Origin of the sequence: Trichormus variabilis 0441 (assembly GCF_009856605.1) — a bacterium.
In the GTDB taxonomy this organism is placed as follows: Bacteria; Cyanobacteriota; Cyanobacteriia; order Cyanobacteriales; family Nostocaceae; genus Trichormus; species Trichormus variabilis.
The window spans coordinates 2,919,840-2,936,440 of the sequence record NZ_CP047242.1 but is presented as its reverse complement, the minus strand read 5'-3'; the positions used below and the strand labels follow the sequence as shown (position 1 = coordinate 2,936,440).

The 16,601-nt window shown below is 41.5% G+C and carries 12 protein-coding genes; 3 read left to right on the top strand and 9 right to left on the bottom strand.

Annotated elements, in window-relative coordinates:
- The first annotated feature begins 2 nt into the window (after positions 1-2).
- Both GSQ19_RS11940 and GSQ19_RS11935 read left to right on the top strand, forming a co-directional pair.
- The gene (locus tag GSQ19_RS11940; protein WP_011318170.1) at positions 3-809 is read left to right on the top strand and encodes a TniB family NTP-binding protein; all 807 of its coding nucleotides are present in this window, start codon (positions 3-5) and stop codon (positions 807-809) included.
- A gap of 29 nt (positions 810-838) precedes the next feature.
- Positions 839-1,351, top strand: coding sequence for a TniQ family protein (locus tag GSQ19_RS11935; protein WP_011318169.1), 513 nt, complete (start codon positions 839-841; stop codon positions 1,349-1,351).
- On the opposite strand, the gene GSQ19_RS11930 is transcribed toward GSQ19_RS11935, so the two are convergent.
- The 4 genes from GSQ19_RS11930 to GSQ19_RS11915 all read right to left on the bottom strand — a co-directional run bounded on the left by GSQ19_RS11930 (position 1,341) and on the right by GSQ19_RS11915 (position 5,125).
- Complete coding sequence (locus GSQ19_RS11930) at positions 1,341-1,493, bottom strand: hypothetical protein (protein ID WP_153228428.1); 153 nt, start codon at positions 1,491-1,493, stop codon at positions 1,341-1,343. The two genes, GSQ19_RS11935 and GSQ19_RS11930, sit on opposite strands and share 11 nt — an antisense overlap.
- 127 nt (positions 1,494-1,620) lie before the next feature.
- Positions 1,621-3,135, bottom strand: coding sequence for a WD40 repeat domain-containing protein (locus GSQ19_RS11925; protein ID WP_011318168.1), 1,515 nt, complete (start codon positions 3,133-3,135; stop codon positions 1,621-1,623).
- 17 nt (positions 3,136-3,152) lie between these two features.
- Positions 3,153-4,322, bottom strand: coding sequence for a P-loop NTPase family protein (locus GSQ19_RS11920; protein ID WP_011318167.1), 1,170 nt, complete (start codon positions 4,320-4,322; stop codon positions 3,153-3,155).
- Positions 4,323-4,738: 416 nt separating this feature from the next.
- The gene (locus GSQ19_RS11915; protein WP_011318166.1) at positions 4,739-5,125 is read right to left on the bottom strand and encodes a hypothetical protein; all 387 of its coding nucleotides are present in this window, start codon (positions 5,123-5,125) and stop codon (positions 4,739-4,741) included.
- Between the two features lie 136 nt (positions 5,126-5,261).
- On the opposite strand from GSQ19_RS11915, the gene GSQ19_RS11910 reads away from it, so the two are divergent.
- Positions 5,262-5,522 carry a helix-turn-helix domain-containing protein gene (locus tag GSQ19_RS11910; protein WP_011318165.1) on the top strand — a complete coding sequence of 87 codons (261 nt, stop codon included), beginning with the start codon at positions 5,262-5,264 and terminating at the stop codon, positions 5,520-5,522.
- 43 nt (positions 5,523-5,565) lie between these two features.
- Here GSQ19_RS11910 and drmC read toward each other — a convergent pair whose 3' ends face one another.
- From drmC to GSQ19_RS11885, 5 genes are all read right to left on the bottom strand, one after another.
- Positions 5,566-6,363, bottom strand: a complete 798-nt coding sequence (gene drmC / locus GSQ19_RS11905) for a DISARM system phospholipase D-like protein DrmC (protein WP_153228429.1) — start codon at positions 6,361-6,363, stop codon at positions 5,566-5,568.
- Between the two features lie 6 nt (positions 6,364-6,369).
- The gene (gene drmB, locus GSQ19_RS11900) at positions 6,370-8,232 is read right to left on the bottom strand and encodes a DUF1998 domain-containing protein (protein ID WP_011318163.1); all 1,863 of its coding nucleotides are present in this window, start codon (positions 8,230-8,232) and stop codon (positions 6,370-6,372) included.
- Positions 8,229-11,708 (bottom strand): DISARM system helicase DrmA, encoded by a 3,480-nt coding sequence (gene drmA, locus GSQ19_RS11895; RefSeq protein WP_011318162.1) that lies wholly within the window; start codon positions 11,706-11,708, stop codon positions 8,229-8,231. Before drmA ends, drmB begins: the two co-directional genes overlap by 4 nt.
- Positions 11,709-11,883: 175 nt before the next feature.
- Positions 11,884-12,288 (bottom strand): IS200/IS605 family transposase, encoded by a 405-nt coding sequence (tnpA, locus tag GSQ19_RS11890; protein WP_011318161.1) that lies wholly within the window; start codon positions 12,286-12,288, stop codon positions 11,884-11,886.
- A gap of 336 nt (positions 12,289-12,624) precedes the next feature.
- Entirely contained in the window at positions 12,625-16,590 is a 3,966-nt protein-coding gene (locus tag GSQ19_RS11885; RefSeq protein WP_011318160.1) for an Eco57I restriction-modification methylase domain-containing protein, read from the bottom strand.
- Between the last annotated feature and the right edge of the window lie 11 nt (positions 16,591-16,601).

Here is a 16,601-nt window from a genome sequence, read left to right as displayed (position 1 = left end):
CTATGACAAACGAAGAAATACAGCAAGAGATTGAACGGCTTAGACAACCAGATATTTTAAACCTCGAACAAGTAAAAAGATTTAGTTCTTGGTTAGATGAAAGAAGAAAGTTACGAAAACCCGGTAGAGCAGTAGGAGAGTCAGGACTGGGTAAAACTACAGCTTCTCTTTTTTATACTTACCAAAATAGAGCGGCTAAAATCCCCAATCAAAACCCAGTCGCGCCCGTACTATATGTAGAGCTAATAGGTAGTTCTTGCAGCCCATCTCTTTTGTTTAAAACTATTATTGAAACTCTAAAATTTAAGGCTAAGGGTGGCACTGAAAATCAACTGAGAGAACGGGCATGGTATTTGATTAAACAATGTAAAGTAGAAATGTTAATTATTGATGAAGCCCATCGTCTTCAATTTAAAACACTCACAGATGTTACAGATTTATCTGATAAGGTAAAAATTATTCCAATTTTAGTAGGTACAAGTAGCAGATTAGATGCCTTAATTAGTAAAAATGAGCAAGTTGGTGGACGTTTTGCAGCATACTTCAGTTTTGAACAACTTTCAGGCGCTAACTTTATAAAAACGGTAAAGATTTGGGAACAGCAAATTCTGAAACTACCTGAGCCATCAAATTTAGCAGAGAATCAAGAAATCATAACTATTTTACAGGCAAAAACTGCTGGGCAAATTAGATTACTAGACCAAATTCTTAGAGATGCAGCAGTAAAAGCATTAGAATCTGGTGTTAACAAAATTGATAAGTCACTTTTAAATAGTATTGAAGGTGATTATTCATTAGTGGCAAGCTAAAAGATATATCATCAAAGTTATCAATCCATATGCCAGAAGAAATCTATAATTTTGAAGCATGGATCAATGTAGTTGAACCATTACCAGGGGAAAGTATAAGCCACTTTTTAGGTCGTTTTGAGAGAGCTAATTTACTAACTGGATATCAGGTTGGTAGAGAAGTGGGAGTTGGTGCAATAGTAACAAGATGGAAAAAACTGTACCTCAATCCATTTCCAACTCTACAAGAATTAGAGGCATTAGCAAGGTTTGTTGAGGTGGAAGTCGAGAAACTCAAAGAAATGCTGCCATCACAGGGGATGACTATGAAACCCCGCCCAATTAAAATATGTGCTGCTTGCTATGCAGAAGTACCTTGCCATCGAATTGAGTGGCAGTATAAGGACAACATGAAATGCGATCGCCACAATTTACGCTTGTTAACAAAATGTACTAACTGTGAGACTCCTTTCCCAATTCCCGCAGATTGGTTACAAGGTGAATGCCCTCGCTGTTTTTTACCTTTTGCAAAGATGGCGAAGCGTCAGAAGCTTAATAGCTAACTTTGAGGAAGCCATTGATGTCGTTTTCTCCCTCATCTGCCTCAGCTTGCTCTCGCACGACAGCGCAAGGAAGTTGAGTTGATATATCACAACGCTTCTTGGTTCGAGTGCTGATTGCAGTAGATAATTTAGATGACACCATTAGAGCAGAACGTTGGGCCGAGAAACTGACACTGTTGGCGAAATATTGCTGAACATTATAAAACCAATGCAACTGTTTTAATTCAGTGCCAATCGAACGTGTTTAGTTTTGCTGTTATCCCGCTAGTTTAGCCCCAACCAGTAGATTTCCCTGTTGTTGTAATTGAACTTTCCCATAATCTAATTGTTCTATCTTTACTTCCACTTACCAAAGTTTGACTATCAGGACTGAAGGATACTGATGTTACTGCTTTAGTATGTCCTTTTAGTTCGGCAATTTCTGTTTTCTCTTGAACATCCCAAAGTTTTATTGTACAGTCGTCACTTGCACTAGCAATCATTTGACCATTAGGACTAAAAATAACTAAATTTACTGGCTCTGAATGTTCTCCAAATTTTAAAATCTTCTTGCCTGTTTTTCCATCTAATAATGTAACGTCACATTCATCAGAACCACTAACAATAAATTTACTATCTGGACTAAAAGCTAATGAATTAACAGGTTTTTCATAATATTTTTTTCTAGTTATCGTGCGAGTATTCTTTCTAGTTACTAAATCCCACAGTTTAATACATCCATGCCCATCGCCACTAGCAAGAGTTTTGCCATCTGGACTAATTGCGATACATCTAATTTCACTTTCATGTCCAATCAGGGTTCCTAACTCTAATCTTTCTGATATAACATCCCATAGCTTAATATTTTTATCTCCTCCTGCACTTGCAACAATATTGCTATCTGGAGTAAAATCTACCGCTTTAACTCTATGCAATCCATTAAACAAATGTTCCCCAATTATCCTTTCTTCTCCAGTTTTCACATTCCATACTTTAACAACATTTTGATCTATGCCCTCAACCATTGCAGTTGCTATTAGTTGATTATTATTGCTAATTGCTATAGGAGTATTATCGAATCCAAATAGTACCCTTTCTGATTTTATGATATTTGTCTGTTTGTTATTCCAATTTCTAACCAGAATTGTTCTTGCATACCGAATAGCTACATAGCTTCCGTCTTTAGAAACTGCTAGCGAATTTATTTCATCAGGGAATTCTTCCGTAGATAAACTTACCCATTTTGTATTTTTTCTAGCAGCAAATTTGTCGCCTATAGAAGATTGTTCTTTTTTTTCAATGTAAGGTTTAAGTCGAATGAGTTTAAGATTTTTCAACTCATCTTCTACATTGTTTACTGTTGGTCTCGTTAAATCTGTTAATGAAACAGCACGCTGAGGACTCATGCAGTCCCAAAACTCACGATAACAGTATATAAGCTTTTCGTGAATTACTTCCAGTTCTTCTTCCTCAACTACAACATCTTCCAATAATCCTTTAAAAACAATACCTTCTATTAAATCAATTTCTCTCCCAAATGAATCTTTCAACACTCCCTGTCCTTCAATTCCTGTATTCTCCGATGTTGCTTCAATGACACGGAACACTAAAGTTAAATCACCCACTTTAGAATTATGAATTTCACGGTAGTACGCCCTTCCAATTTCTGTTAAGTCTCCCCCTGCTGCTTTAGCTAGTAGGCTTGACGTTTTTGATTCACACATAAAGCTGGGAGCAACTATGGTTCTATAGTCAAGGTATTGATTACACCCAACTAGAAAAGCCCAAGCCTGAATATCTGTCATAGAAAATCTTTGGTTGTCTAGAATTGTTTTAGATTAGATGCAGGAAATTTAGATTCAAGTTCATCCGTAAGCGAAATAAAGCAATTAACAACGTGCTTAAGTGCCGTTTCTTCATCAGTAACTTTTCTCAAGGATTCAGCTTGTTTACGACGGAGTTCTTCTGTTCTTTTTGCCGCTGCTTCTAGCTTCTGTTGGGCCGGCTTCTCCCAATCATCAAGAAAATCAATTAAGTTCTCCAAAATATCTTCAGCGAACCTGTATTTTATCGGCAATATTTGTTTTAATATGCCAATACCAACTTTCCCTACGCCTCCAACAACCTGTCCTAACCTTTCCCAAAAACTCAAATTAGGTTTTACTTGAATTGGTTGGCTTATTTCTTCTTGCTTTTTCTTTATTAATTCCTCTAAGGTAATTTTAATCATGTCAGGCAAAATACAGGCTAGAGGCATTTCTACTAAAAATGGATTAGGTAAGCTGCCTGTTTTAGCCATACTTCCATCTGGCTGAAGTTCTGCAAAGCCCATGCCAACTGAACTAATCGGTATAAGTCGAACTGGTAAACGGGCTTCATTACGTGCTTGAATTAAGTTTCTAAATTCCTCAATTTCTAGCAAACGCTCTCGTAGTTGCTCCAAGCTATATTCATTGATGAGACTATCCCACTTACTAACAACAAAATGAATGGGTTTTTGACTTCCTTGCATTATGTTCAACATATTAGGTAGTTCATTGACTACCCAAAATAACCCTAGTTTTTCATTACGCATTAATGCCTTTAGTCTTTGACCATCTAACAGTCCTAATAAAGCATCAGCATTTTGCAGTTTACTTTCAAAAGAAGTATCCTCATCTTCCATTTCGTCTGTAAGTCTGCCACCTGCATAATCAAGATATTTAAATTGACAAGCTGAATAAATTGGTAAATTTTCTGTCTGAACACGACAGGTGAAAGTCCATTCTGACACCTCATCGTAAGTTGTTCCTTTTGGCCATTTTTCATCAATGGCAATTTGGGTGTATATGTTATGAAGACGCTTACGCTTTTCTGAACTATCAACTTCCAAGAAAAAACCTTGCTTACCTTGGGTAGATAGCTTTTTATACATACTTGCCAGATAGACGGTTTTACCAGAACCGCGTGGGCCAAGCATGATAACCGTGTAAGTGTTTAAATTGTCACTCATGGGAAGATACAACTTGATTTCTACTTAGTATTCCCAAATGACATCAAAAAGTATGTCAACTGTGGCACTGCTTACCCTAACGTAAAAGGCTTGCTAGATTAGCCCTCTTCTAAGAAACAGAAATGTTTCTTTACATCCATCGGGAATGTGATCGCTTTCCTCAGGCGCTTTTGTCACTCTGGGAAAAGAAAAATAAAAGCCAATTTTTCAACTGTATATAGAGCGAGCATTTGAGCGTTTATTTTCTAACAGGATGGCTGAAATCAAGATTTTTGGTAAAAGTCTGATTCTGTAAGCATCCCAGATTATTCTCTGCCGAAAGTGATAAAAGAGGGTTAGAGATGCGATCGCACTGCCACTCATAAATAAAAAAGAGACGGGTATGAACCACGTCTCCAGGCGATGGAAAAAAGGGTCTATGCTACATCTGCAACCAGCAAGCCATTAACAGCTATGATGAGCAACTGCGCTTGCAAAGCTGTTTCATAACAAGGTCTTTCGTCGCTATTACAAGGTTGCGCTACCCATTTACCCTCTAAATTTTGATAAAAAGTGCCTAGTAGTTGCCAACCGTTCCAAACCCGATAAAGTTCTCCAAAAACATCCATTACAGAGTCAATTTCTATTTCTGGTGGTGTTGGGTCAGTTAGCTGGTCAACATATCCTTCCAACTCTGATTGCGTCAAAGTTTGGTCATCAAATGGCTCTTGTGTAATCATGTGAATAACCTCATCAATGGGGTTGTACAAAATGCGATCGCAGTCTCTTCCCGGAGGGCGATCGCATTTGTTTTTGTCTACCATTTAATCTACGCGACACGTAGACTTACGTCAAGTGTAGATTAATAAAACTTAGAATGTTATATATCTACTTGTTAAACAGAATACTGACGAGTAGATAAATCTACATCTAGCAGCGACTAAACTAGTGATGTAGTCTATGTCTGAGAATCAAGTGATTCGCTGGAAATTAAATGAAGTGATGGCGCGAAAGCGGGTTAAAAATAAGGATTTAGCTATGATACTTGGTATAACTGAAAACTCAATTTATAGATTGCGTAAGGTTGATGAGATGCCAAGATTAGCCCCAGAACGATTGAATGGCATTTGCAAAGCGTTGAATTGTCAACCTGGGGAACTATTGGAATATCTGCCAGATGAAGGGGAAGGGAATGTTGTTTCTCAGGCTGATATAGTTTAAATGCGATGGGCTTATGTTTCATTGTAGGCGATCGCATAAACAATCAAATCCCAGGAATAGGACGCAGGATTTTGTGAGACACCAAAGTGTCAAACTGAGATCGCAATGCTTGGGCTGTTGCTGAGTCAGTGAGCAACACGCCTGCTTCAATATTGCGTTCGTGGGCGGCTTCTGTAAAGTTAGCTGATGTGATCAGCACAAATTCCTCATCTACAACAATGCACTTGGCATGGAGAGATGATTTTTGTTTAATATCAACCGCCAGCGATCGCACATCATAATAGACTTCTGGTAATCTCTCCCCTACCCAGATATCACGGCGAAAGGTGTGTGCAAATTCCCTCAATAATACTGACTCTGATACTTCACTATGATGTGGACGTTGGATGTTAAGAAACATTTGCACATATAGTTCTGGGTTAGCATCCATAAGTTCTGCAAGTACCTGGAATAATTTTTTTGCTTTCTCGCCTTTATCAATGGCAAAGCTGGAGATGAGAACAGTTTTTTTCGCGTTGCTAAACAGTTCGCGGACAACAACGCTAGTATCACGGCTTTGAGAAGCAGTCACCTCTGGGCCAGTCCATACTAACTCAATGCGATCGCGTATTTGTTGAGATGTGCTTCGTTCTGCTGCCAATAAGCGGAGGGTATAAGCAATATGGCTACACTTTACACCTTCACCAGTAAGACGATTAAGTTCATCAACTAAGGTTTGGCTTAAGCTTGCGGGTACGTAGTTAGCAATAGTCGATACTAGAAAAGGCGGGGATAGCCTGCCGTTTTCTAGTGCTGTTGCTAGTTTTAGTAAAGTTGGACGGCTCAACTGCAAAAAAGCCATTGGTTTTTATTCTGGGAAAAACTCTGCTCCTAAACCTTCAACTGTAGAGACAACCAAGGCGCGGTCAAGAAATTCATTGCGGCGTTCGCAGGATGTTTCTGCAATTAGTAAGCATCCGTGACAAGCCGAACCGTGCAGAAAACGCTCCTCTTGCTCGTTATCTGGGCGATGTTGGGCGCATACTGGGTCATTGGAGCATAATCTTCCTTGCTCTAGTGCTACTTCCAAATGGTATTCAATGCGTTTGCCAACTTCTACCAGTCCGCCTAAAGTCCCTTCTGAACCAGATGAACCAGTGTATAAAAGAATGCCATAACCAGATTCACCAGCATAGATGCGTTCGCGGATGGAACTAGCCGCATAGCCGCATTCTAACGATACAGCCACAATCAATAAATGTGATAGAGAATGCAGCATAATATACGGCAAGCCAGGAAACTTAACTTTTTCTTTTTCCTGGTCGATACCTTTACGCGCACACCAAATATCAAATCCTCTTGATAATTCTCTTCCCCGTTTTTTAACGGCTTCTCGTTTTAACCAATCTTCAATCGCTTCCTGACGGAAAGCAATAAATACACCCTCACCTTTATTCTCAATTGCAGGAACCCAAGTAGTTTCAATATCCAGCAAAGCACGCCTGACGCTGATATCAAGTTCGCCATCGATATCTGGCATTTCCGCTTCAAAGCGAGTAAAACCCACCTGGGCAATTACTTCACGTAAACGATGTACTAAAACAATTCGTTCAATGCAGGAGGCAAACGCAGGCTGTAAGTTGTCCAAACTACGCGACCTACCATAAAAATCTTTGTCTGGGACATCTTCCCCAACGTCAAGGGAGCTAGAAAGCAATGTCTCTATTTCCACTTGCTTAATGCTTTTATGTGGTTTTCCTTGCCCACTTTGTCGCCGTTGTACTTCTTCCCAGACGGCTTCATCACTAAATTGTTCTAAAGCTACAGTTACCTTTTGTTTTTTGCGCTCCTTTTTCACATCGCTGACGCTTTCCGCATATTGCAGAAAATCTTCGTAAACTAAATTCACTGCATCTCGTAAACCTGCATCTAGGTCAGGAAGGGAAATAACGCTGAGAATTTGCGAAAAATAGGCGTTACTGGCAGACCTAACTAATAAGCGGTTGTACTCTGGTAGACCTGTTGATTCCCGAATACAGTAAGGTTCTTGGGCAAAAGAACCAAGCCAAGGGCGATGTCCCTGACATGGGCCTAAGACTTTACCGTTGCGAACTGTTGCATCAGCAAGGGGACGGCGTTTTTTACAGGCTTCGCAACGCACATAAATCTCAGCGAAGTCGTTACCTGAACCACCTTCGTCTAACCATAGCTGACCTCGACACTTATTTTCAGCGTCATTATGGGCAAAACGATACCAGTCAATATCGCTAATATGACCTTTAACGCAGGCTTGCACAAAGCGGACGGGTACAACTGGTATAGACTTTTTCTCAGCACTCAGATATTTACCACTTACCAAATTACCCCACGGTAACAGAGGGCGAGTGCGGAATGTTTTTTTGGTTTTGGTGTCGTACCAAGTTTCCTTGACTTGGGCTAAAAACCAAGTAGGGAACATGAAAGCATTAATCCCTGTGCGGGGGGCTTTGGGATCTTGTTCGTCAACTGGCGGCGCATACAGCTTAATATTGTTGACTTCTAAAATTTCAGCAACTCTAGTTGCTAATCGGTCTTCAAAGATACGCCTTCTGTCGCCACGCCAGTGATTTAAACCAGCAATTAACACGGAATGTTCGGGTAAGTCTACCATCGCCCCAGGCCCAAAGGTAGAAAGGATTTGACTTTGGCGCACTTGTCCGGCTGGGGGAATTTTTTTATTAGATTTGCTCATTTTCCTTTCTCCTCTACCTCATGTCCGTAAGGATTAATTACCCAGAGATTGACTGTTGGTTCGACATCACGCAAACTTCGCTGTGCTTTAAACCTTTGTGCTTTTTGTGGTTGATTCCTTAATTCGGGGTCGAGGGGGTCAAATATTAGTGGTGGTGCTTCGCCTACTTCCCGTTGATATTGCAGGCTAATTTTTCCATTGGCGATACTTGTCCAATCATCGAGTAAATCTATGACTTGATTTTTCACTTTATGGCGTAGTGCTTCGGCTTCATTTGCATCCAGTTCCTTATCGTGCATTTCTGCCCTTTGTGCAATGGTTTCCACAACAAACTCTAGTTCTTGGCGATGTTGGGTAATATCGAAAGCGCGAGTTGGTGCTGTCATTCCTGGATGTCCTAGCCGTGCCAAAGCAACGGTGATGGCGGCAATACCTCGGTCAATAGCGCGGGGAGAAAAGGGCGTTACGCTGGTAGCTTCTACTGCTCGGTAAAATGTTGAATGCCAAGCAAAAAAGCGTTCATAATGAGAGCGATCGCGTGGACGATGAATGTTCAACAAGGTCACTACTAAACCCGGCCGTTCCTCATCCCGTCCTACACGGCTGGTAGCTTGGATATATTCGGCGGCTGTCTTGGGTTGACCGAGAACTACCATTAAACCCAAGCGGGTAATATCCAAACCTACGGAAATCATATTAGTTGCTAAAACTACATCAACCTTGTCCTCTTGATCAAAGGTTAATTCCATTCGCCGTTTAGTATCTGCAACGTCGCTAGTGCTGACACGGGAGGTTAGTTCTTCTGGTTCATCATCAATTTTCCGGTCAGCAAATAACCCTGAAGTTTCGTCAACTCGCTGATGCTGGCTGTAACGTAATAGACGAGATTTGACTTCATCTTCTACAATGCGCCGACTACCACCTAGTTCACGTAGGGAGTTAAAGTAACCTAACAGCGTCATATAAGGGTCGGCTGGGTTATCAGAGTTCTTCTTACCCCCTTGTTCTAGCCAGTGCTTTTGGGCTGCGCCTAACAATGCTAAATAGCTACGCAATAAAACTACCTTTAAACTGCGTCCTTGAGCAGCAATTCCTACATAAGTACGGGCGTTTTTGACTGTGGCGGGGACGGTTTTAGCAAAGAATGAATCGCGTCTGTCTGGCCCTGGTGGTGGAAATATATCAACTTCGCTGCGACCGAATAAAGCTTGAATTTGTTTGCTGGCGCGGCGGACTGTCGCAGTGGAAGCAACTATTTTCGGACGAATTGTTTTACCGTCTATTTCTTGACTACACAAAGCATCAATGGCTGTTTCATATAGACCTACCATTGTTCCCAAGGGGCCGGAAATTAAATGTAATTCGTCTTGGATAATTAGGTCTGGTGGTGGTAAATAGCCGCCAAGGGGTTTACCGCGATTTAGTTTAGTGGGGCCGTAAAAACCATCATTGTCGTAGCGGTCTACTCGTCCAAATAATGCACCAGTTTCTCCCACCCAAGGCAGGGTAGCGAATTTATCTACTGTAGAGATAATAAAACAAGGTAGACGGCCGTATAGTGGCTCGTCTACGGTGACTATTGGTAAAGGATTGTCACCACGGAAATTACAGCGACGGTTAGCACAAAATACTTGTAAATTGGTTGGTTGGTCGGGATTTGGCTGTAATTGGAATGAGTTGCGATTAAATTTTGTCCCACACCAAGGACAATTTTCTAAGGGAATAGGTGAGGGATTGCGATCGTTATTTTGAAAAGCACGAGTACGTTCTCTAGCACTGTTTTCGTCGTTATCTCCTTTTTTACCCATGCGGTTGGGTGTTGCGGTTTGTCCTACCCATAGCCCAATTTCAAACGGCCAAGTTCCCAACTTCTGCGGGTTTTTTTGACGTTCCAATTCTAAGGCGCAAATCATCGCTGCCGCCCTTCCGAGTTGGTCGAGGGTCAAAAGCCGCAGGGTATAGCGCATGAGGACGCTTAACCCAGCCGATTTGACACCAGGATAACGCAGTCGCCGCAAGACCAGGGTAAAGGCTGCGAGTCCTAAGTAGGCTTCGGTTTTACCGCCACCTGTGGGGAAGAATAGCAAATCGACTAATTCACGATCGCCATTTTCGGGGTAAGCTATCCCTACCAAGTTCATCAGTAAAAATGCTAACTGGAAGGGTCGCCATTTTGGTGGTGCTACTGTTTCCGGCGTGGTAGTTTTACCGTGAGTAGTACGTTGGCGAATGGCTGTAGCAATGGCGCGATTAGCGATGCAGAAAGCCTCAAATATTTGTGGGTCATTTAAGGCTTGGATACCTGCGTTGATGCGCTTGTTAGCAATTTCCGCACGGTGGAGTAAATCTAGGGCGACATTTAAGCGCTTGGGTTCGGTGGGACATTTGGTGTGTTGTTCCTTAATCCAATCAGTGTAAGCATCTACCATTGGACTCAGCATATTTTGCAATGCTGCTGGTGTGGGTGCGTTGGCTAAGGCTTCCATTCCCAATTCCACGTCTTTTACTTGGGCGGCTATCACCTTTTCCACATCAGCCGTTGGTATCCATGCTGTACGTATTTCCTGACAGCTACCATCGGGATTGGTAAGTGCGATCGCACTAACGTTATGACCTACTGCATATTCGTAATCATCGCGGTATTGTAAATCTGCGACGTTTTCATCCCAATCATGATTATCTCGTCCGCGTAAGTTGGGACGGGCTACTAATGGTTCTGGGGTATGGATGATTAAACTGGTTTGAAAAATATAGCTAATATCGAGCTGTTTATCTGAGGTAGAGAGGCGATTATTGACTAGAAATACAGAAACAGAACGAGTTCCAGCCGGGACAAGTTCTTTGGATGTTACAGGACGGATGGAGACGACGATTTGTAAACCGTTGCTATCAGCTATAGGAATAGTTTTTGTAGATTGGCTTTGATGAAGCGGTAATTTTAAAGGAACAGTGATTTGGGTTTGGCGTGGAATCCGCTTCCAGCATCCCGATAAATTGTTATTTGCTTCCTCTTGGGGGTTAGTAGTTTCTAGTTCCAGGGGTGAGAAAATTTCTTCCGCACCAGAATCATCTTGAGATTGTGCAGCAGTATTATCTTTTATTGGGAAGTAATCACCCCATTGCACTGTGAGATTAAGTTGACTGGCGTTTTCAGCAACCAGAAAACTTAAACCCATCGATGAAGGGAAAAAAGCTTTCTTGGCGAATGGTTTGTCTGGGACAGCTTCATCTTCTCCCGCGCTACCGCCTTGTATTACGTCTAAATCATCATCACCAGTATCATCTCCACGCTGTTCGATGGGTGCGCCATGCGGAACAAGAAAACCCGTAAGATACCATTTTGATGGTGCTTGGTCGAGAATTTCTTCTGCGTGGTCAATATCATCAGGGGTGGGGCCTATAAGGTCGAGTTGTAAGGCTTCGATGAGACGCGATCGCACTTCGGCTGAGGTTAGAGATATTGTTTTATTTATCATTTAATATTTTGCTTTTGCATAACTTAATTTAATTGCGGAGGTTAAAACCCCCGTCTAATAGCTCAAATCGTCTAAAGACGATTACTTAAATTAACCAGTCCTCTGGAAGAGGACTTTAGCTATCAGACAGGGATTTTCAATCCCTGACTATCTGGCTATCTGGATATCAATCAATTTAAATATTTTCCAAATGAGAATTTGTTGTTCCTTGTGAATGATGGATTTTTTGATTTTTAACATAATTAACAGCCTGCTCAAGTTGCTTGCTACCTAAAGAGAAAACCCCATAGCCTTCCTGCCAAGAAAATTTATCCGAACTAGCAGCAATATTATGATTGAAATAATAAGAACTACTGCCTTTAATTTTTTTAATAAAATCTGCAATTGCTAGTGTTGGAGGAATAGACACAACTAAATGAATATGGTCTTCCATACCACCTATCCCATGAACAATACAATTTAGTGCATCTGATTTACCAATAATATAATTATGAAGCTCAGATTCTTTGCTGGGCATAATCAGAGGTAGGCGTTGTTTTGTTGCCCAAACAATGTGATAGTAAAGCCGCCATAAGGACATATTTTTTGCTAATTAGCACCTACATTTATTAGATTTCCCATATTTAAAGAAAAAGCATAAATGTATTTATACCGGATTTGTTTGATTCATCAGATTTACCACCTACTCAGCCAGGGGTTCAAAACCCCTGTCTGATAGCTGAAGTCGGATAAATCCGACTCGTTTAAAATCAGAAAACCCAGCCAAGTGTTCTTAATTTTCTCAGTCCTCTTATAGAGGACTTTCGCTATTAGACAGGGAATTACATTCCCTGGCGGGTTGGTGCGCTGGCGGCTAACGGTCTGGTTAATGGTCTGGGTGACTGGCGTGCAAAAAATAGGTAAAACATCAAAATTGTCAAATAATTCCTGGTATTGCTGGTGCATTTTCAATCACCTTTTTAGACTTTCTTTGATTAGATTTATTTTTCCCTCCTTTACCCTTCCCTTTATCTGCACCTTTACCGCCTAAAATTTCTGCTTCGGCGCGTTTTTGGTTTAAATCAAGTAAGCGTGCTAAAACTTCATCGTGGATTTCTTCGCGCCAACGATAACGCCAGGGTTTTTTCTTTTGTCGTCCACTGCTGTTTTCTGTGTCTTCTTCCTCTTCGTAGTCGAGGATAAAATCGCAGTCGGTGGGGATATCTGACCAGCCGTAAGCGTTGAGGACGGCTTTATCCATTGCGGTGTGGAGTTCGCGGAGTTTGAGGATTTCGGGGTCGTATTCGTCGGGGTCGTGGAAGCGGTTGTAGGTGTCGGTGAGTCCTTGGTTGTTGCGAACCATTAAGGCAGCGCGGTATTCGTAGTATTCTTTGCCTATGGTTTCTAGGGTAGAGTTGGTTTCCCAGTTTTGGGGGAAGGGGAAGGTTTCAAAACAGTCGGAACAAGAATAACGCAACAAATCCATTGCTGTACTGCTAAAAAATCTAGCCCATAATTCATGAGTAGAACTTTGTAATATCCCAAAAGCAGAATATTTAGATAAGGCAAAAATTACCAGTGACTCTGCATAAACTAAATTTGGAGGTAAAAATGTAAAAGAGCAGTTAGGGTTAACTCTAGAGCAAACTAATACACGTTCGAGAGATGTGATTGCATCATACAGTTTTTGCCGAGTTCTCCAAAACCTCCACCAAGGATACTGTGCTAATTCTTTTGCTTTTCTTAAACGCTCTGGTCTAACTTTTTCTTCTAATATTTTCATTAACTCTTCCCATTCCCATGCTTTTTCTTCATCCATATCACCGAAGTTGATGACATAGCGATGATAGTCATGAGTAGGTCTAGTATTTATCTCAGAACCTCCAATATAAGGAAAAATTACTTCTGCATTTTTAGGATTTTTTGTAGTTAAGCGGTGCATTTCAGCAATGGATGTAGTATCACTTTTTGTATCATCAAATGTAAATCCCATACCTTGTAGGTCGGAACCAATAAAACTCTTATTTGCATTGGCAATCAAGGTTTGGGGTGCTTCGTTTCCGCCTGTATGAAACAGAAATGCTGAGATAAGAGGGACTTCTATGCCGTTTAAAATCTTTTTTCCCACGTAAATTCCCTTTTGGATATTTACCACACTTACTACCACTGCTGCATCCCCTGCCCACTTTAGCCGCTTTTGAGCGTTGTATATCGTACCGTCATGATTACATATGTATTTCAGACCTGTATCGCGGGTGTCTCCTTGAGCAATGGTATTTGTTGCGATAAGACCAAAACATCCATTATTTCTCAAGAGAGTAAACGCTCTTCTAAAAAAGTGAGCAACTAAATCACTATTACTATTTGCTTCTGGATTTACTATAGGCAACCAATCTCTATAACCATCTCCTAATACTGTGCTAATCCGTTTCCCACCTAAAAATGGTGGATTTCCAACAATTGCATCGAACCCCGGATTTTCTCTATCAAATACCTCTGGAAATTCAGTTTCCCAATTAAACGGTTTCACAGGTTTATCTGCTTGCCGCAGTTTTTTACTAATACTTAAAACCTCTGCACTCTCATCTGGATTTCGCCGCCATTTAAAATACTTCTGAAATAATCCGTCTCTCTCCTCTTTCCTTGCTTTATCTTTCTCCGCCGCAAAGAAAGAAGCAATCACTAAATCACCTTTGAGACGAGCATCATGTAATAATTCCTCTGTTGCTTCATAAAAATCACGCTTCGCATCGTAATTCTCATCGTCTAAACTTTGAATTTCATCACGGTTAAACTTAACCTTATTTAGTTGCTCATTAAATAAAAGCAATTCTTTATCATCATAAGTAGTATCTTTTTCCCAGTTAAATTTAACAAGTTGGTCGCGGGTTAAACCTACCAATGAATCACCACATTTCAACGCATGGTCTAAAAATGTAAAAGGATGCTTTTTCGCTAAAGTTACCAACCACAAAGATAACTTTGCTAAATTCACCGCAAACGGGTTTTTATCCACCCCATACAAACAGCGCTGCGCCACCAAACGCCGCCCATACAGTAAGGGTTCTTCATCTGATGGAACTTCTGAAATCATGCCATGTTGATTCCAAGCTTCCACCAATTTTTCCGCTAACTGACGACAAGCTTCTACCAAGAACGCGCCCGAACCAACAGCTAAATCGCATACCTTCAAAGCCAAAATTTGCTCTGGTGTGGGACGTTCACCCAAGGCTTCCAGAACAGGTCTGAGAGTTTCTTTAACTATCGGTTCTGTCAACGCACGGGGCGTATAATGAGTTCCACTGCGCCGCCGTTCTTCCCCTGGTTGCAAATAAAGCGAACCCACAGGTAATAAAGTTGGGGTTTGTGGAGATATTTTCCGTCCTAAAGCTGCAATTAAATCCTCGGCGGTTGTTGCTTGCTTTAAATCTGTCAGTGATTTTCCAGAAATTTCACAACCTGCCACTTCTTTTAAATACTTCGCCCTGTCATTGGCTTTGGTTTTTAAAACCTCATCAACGCTAACGACTACAGTAATGGAGGCTTTAGCACTTTTTGGTTTACTCCATAAGCCAATAGATTGAGAAGTAGCTTTTTTAACCTCGTATCCGGTTGCCGCTTCGTATACGGAACCAATTTGTTCCACATCTAGAGAACGGTATGACAAACGCTCACCATCAAGAACGAGTAATGCTCGCAATACCTCATGAACTACGCTATCAGAAACACGTGGCGGTTCAATTAAATCCCATTCTTTATAAGTAGTATGACGAGAACGACCTTCTAAAAATGCGTACTCATCTGGGTCAAAAAGCTGTCCGTGACGTGCTGGCAAATATAAGTCAGCATGACAGCCACCATCGTAAACTAAGCGAAAAAGACTGAGTAACCAAGCCCAAGCACCATAACGCTGTTCCATTGTGTCAGGATAGTTACCCGCATCCTCGCGCAATCTCTCATAAAGTCCAGTTACAGAATAGTTGCGCGTGTAAATCGAACCCTGCGGCATCAATCCCTCATCTTCCGCATACAGCAGAAACACCAACCGCAGCAAAACTGTAATTAATCCACCGTAGATATGTTGGGGGTCGTTTTGGGCAATGTCATCAAGCAAGAGTCCTTTAGCATGGTCATTCGCAGCTTGAAAACCACGCAGTAATTCCCACAGTGCATCAAGTACCTGTTCTGATAACTTGGTAGAAACTTCGTTTTGGTACTTGCGGCTATTTTGCAGTAATGCTACTAAACGGCGGTCAGTTGGTGCATTGAACACTCGCTGTTCTTCCAACAACATCTGCATTGCACCCAAAATTAACCGTCCCGATACTTCGCACATCGCCTGTACTGGAAAGGTTAGGTGTCCAGAAGATTCGCCGCGTGGGGCATATACCAAACGTAATTCTGTACCATTACACAAAATACCTACAGGAATTTCCTTCTCCCGCAACAGTCGCTCAAATTTCCCTTGAGGGTTGGCGTGCCATCCTGTAGATTTGATATTCTCGCTGACTCTATCAAAGTCAGTACCAGTGGAAATGACCTGTACCAGCATCAACCAGCCACCTTTATCTGGGTCAGGTACGGTATATGTTGGTTGTAAAATTTCACCGTATTCTGGTAGCGATACCGTTAAATCCTCTGGACTCTCGACTAAATCTGTCGGTTGCCAACCGAGAATTTCAACTGTGAAGGTGGGAAAGTCAGAAATTACGCAGGTGTAGTTGCTGCTGTCATCAAAGGAATTTCGGCTTACTATTTCGCTTAACCGTTGCTGTAACTCAACAACGTTGCGATTTACCGACATTTGGGCATTATTTAACGCCGTTGGCGACACTACCAACCCCACTGGCTGAAGGAAGCCCAACCATTCCTTATGCGCTTGAATTTCTCTATCCTTAACCATACTCCTCACCC

What these genes read in the sequence shown, in the direction of transcription:
- GSQ19_RS11940 (WP_011318170.1), top strand. Translation starts at nt 3, where the DNA reads ATGACAAACGAAGAAATACAGCAAGAGATTGAACGGCTTAGACAACCA.
- GSQ19_RS11935 (WP_011318169.1), top strand. Translation starts at nt 839, where the DNA reads ATGCCAGAAGAAATCTATAATTTTGAAGCATGGATCAATGTAGTTGAA.
- GSQ19_RS11930 (WP_153228428.1), bottom strand. Translation starts at nt 1,493, where the DNA reads ATGGTGTCATCTAAATTATCTACTGCAATCAGCACTCGAACCAAGAAG.
- GSQ19_RS11925 (WP_011318168.1), bottom strand. Translation starts at nt 3,135, where the DNA reads ATGACAGATATTCAGGCTTGGGCTTTTCTAGTTGGGTGTAATCAATAC.
- GSQ19_RS11920 (WP_011318167.1), bottom strand. Translation starts at nt 4,322, where the DNA reads ATGAGTGACAATTTAAACACTTACACGGTTATCATGCTTGGCCCACGC.
- GSQ19_RS11915 (WP_011318166.1), bottom strand. Translation starts at nt 5,125, where the DNA reads ATGGTAGACAAAAACAAATGCGATCGCCCTCCGGGAAGAGACTGCGAT.
- GSQ19_RS11910 (WP_011318165.1), top strand. Translation starts at nt 5,262, where the DNA reads ATGTCTGAGAATCAAGTGATTCGCTGGAAATTAAATGAAGTGATGGCG.
- drmC (WP_153228429.1), bottom strand. Translation starts at nt 6,363, where the DNA reads ATGGCTTTTTTGCAGTTGAGCCGTCCAACTTTACTAAAACTAGCAACA.
- drmB (WP_011318163.1), bottom strand. Translation starts at nt 8,232, where the DNA reads ATGAGCAAATCTAATAAAAAAATTCCCCCAGCCGGACAAGTGCGCCAA.
- drmA (WP_011318162.1), bottom strand. Translation starts at nt 11,708, where the DNA reads ATGATAAATAAAACAATATCTCTAACCTCAGCCGAAGTGCGATCGCGT.
- tnpA (WP_011318161.1), bottom strand. Translation starts at nt 12,288, where the DNA reads ATGTCCTTATGGCGGCTTTACTATCACATTGTTTGGGCAACAAAACAA.
- GSQ19_RS11885 (WP_011318160.1), bottom strand. Translation starts at nt 16,590, where the DNA reads ATGGTTAAGGATAGAGAAATTCAAGCGCATAAGGAATGGTTGGGCTTC.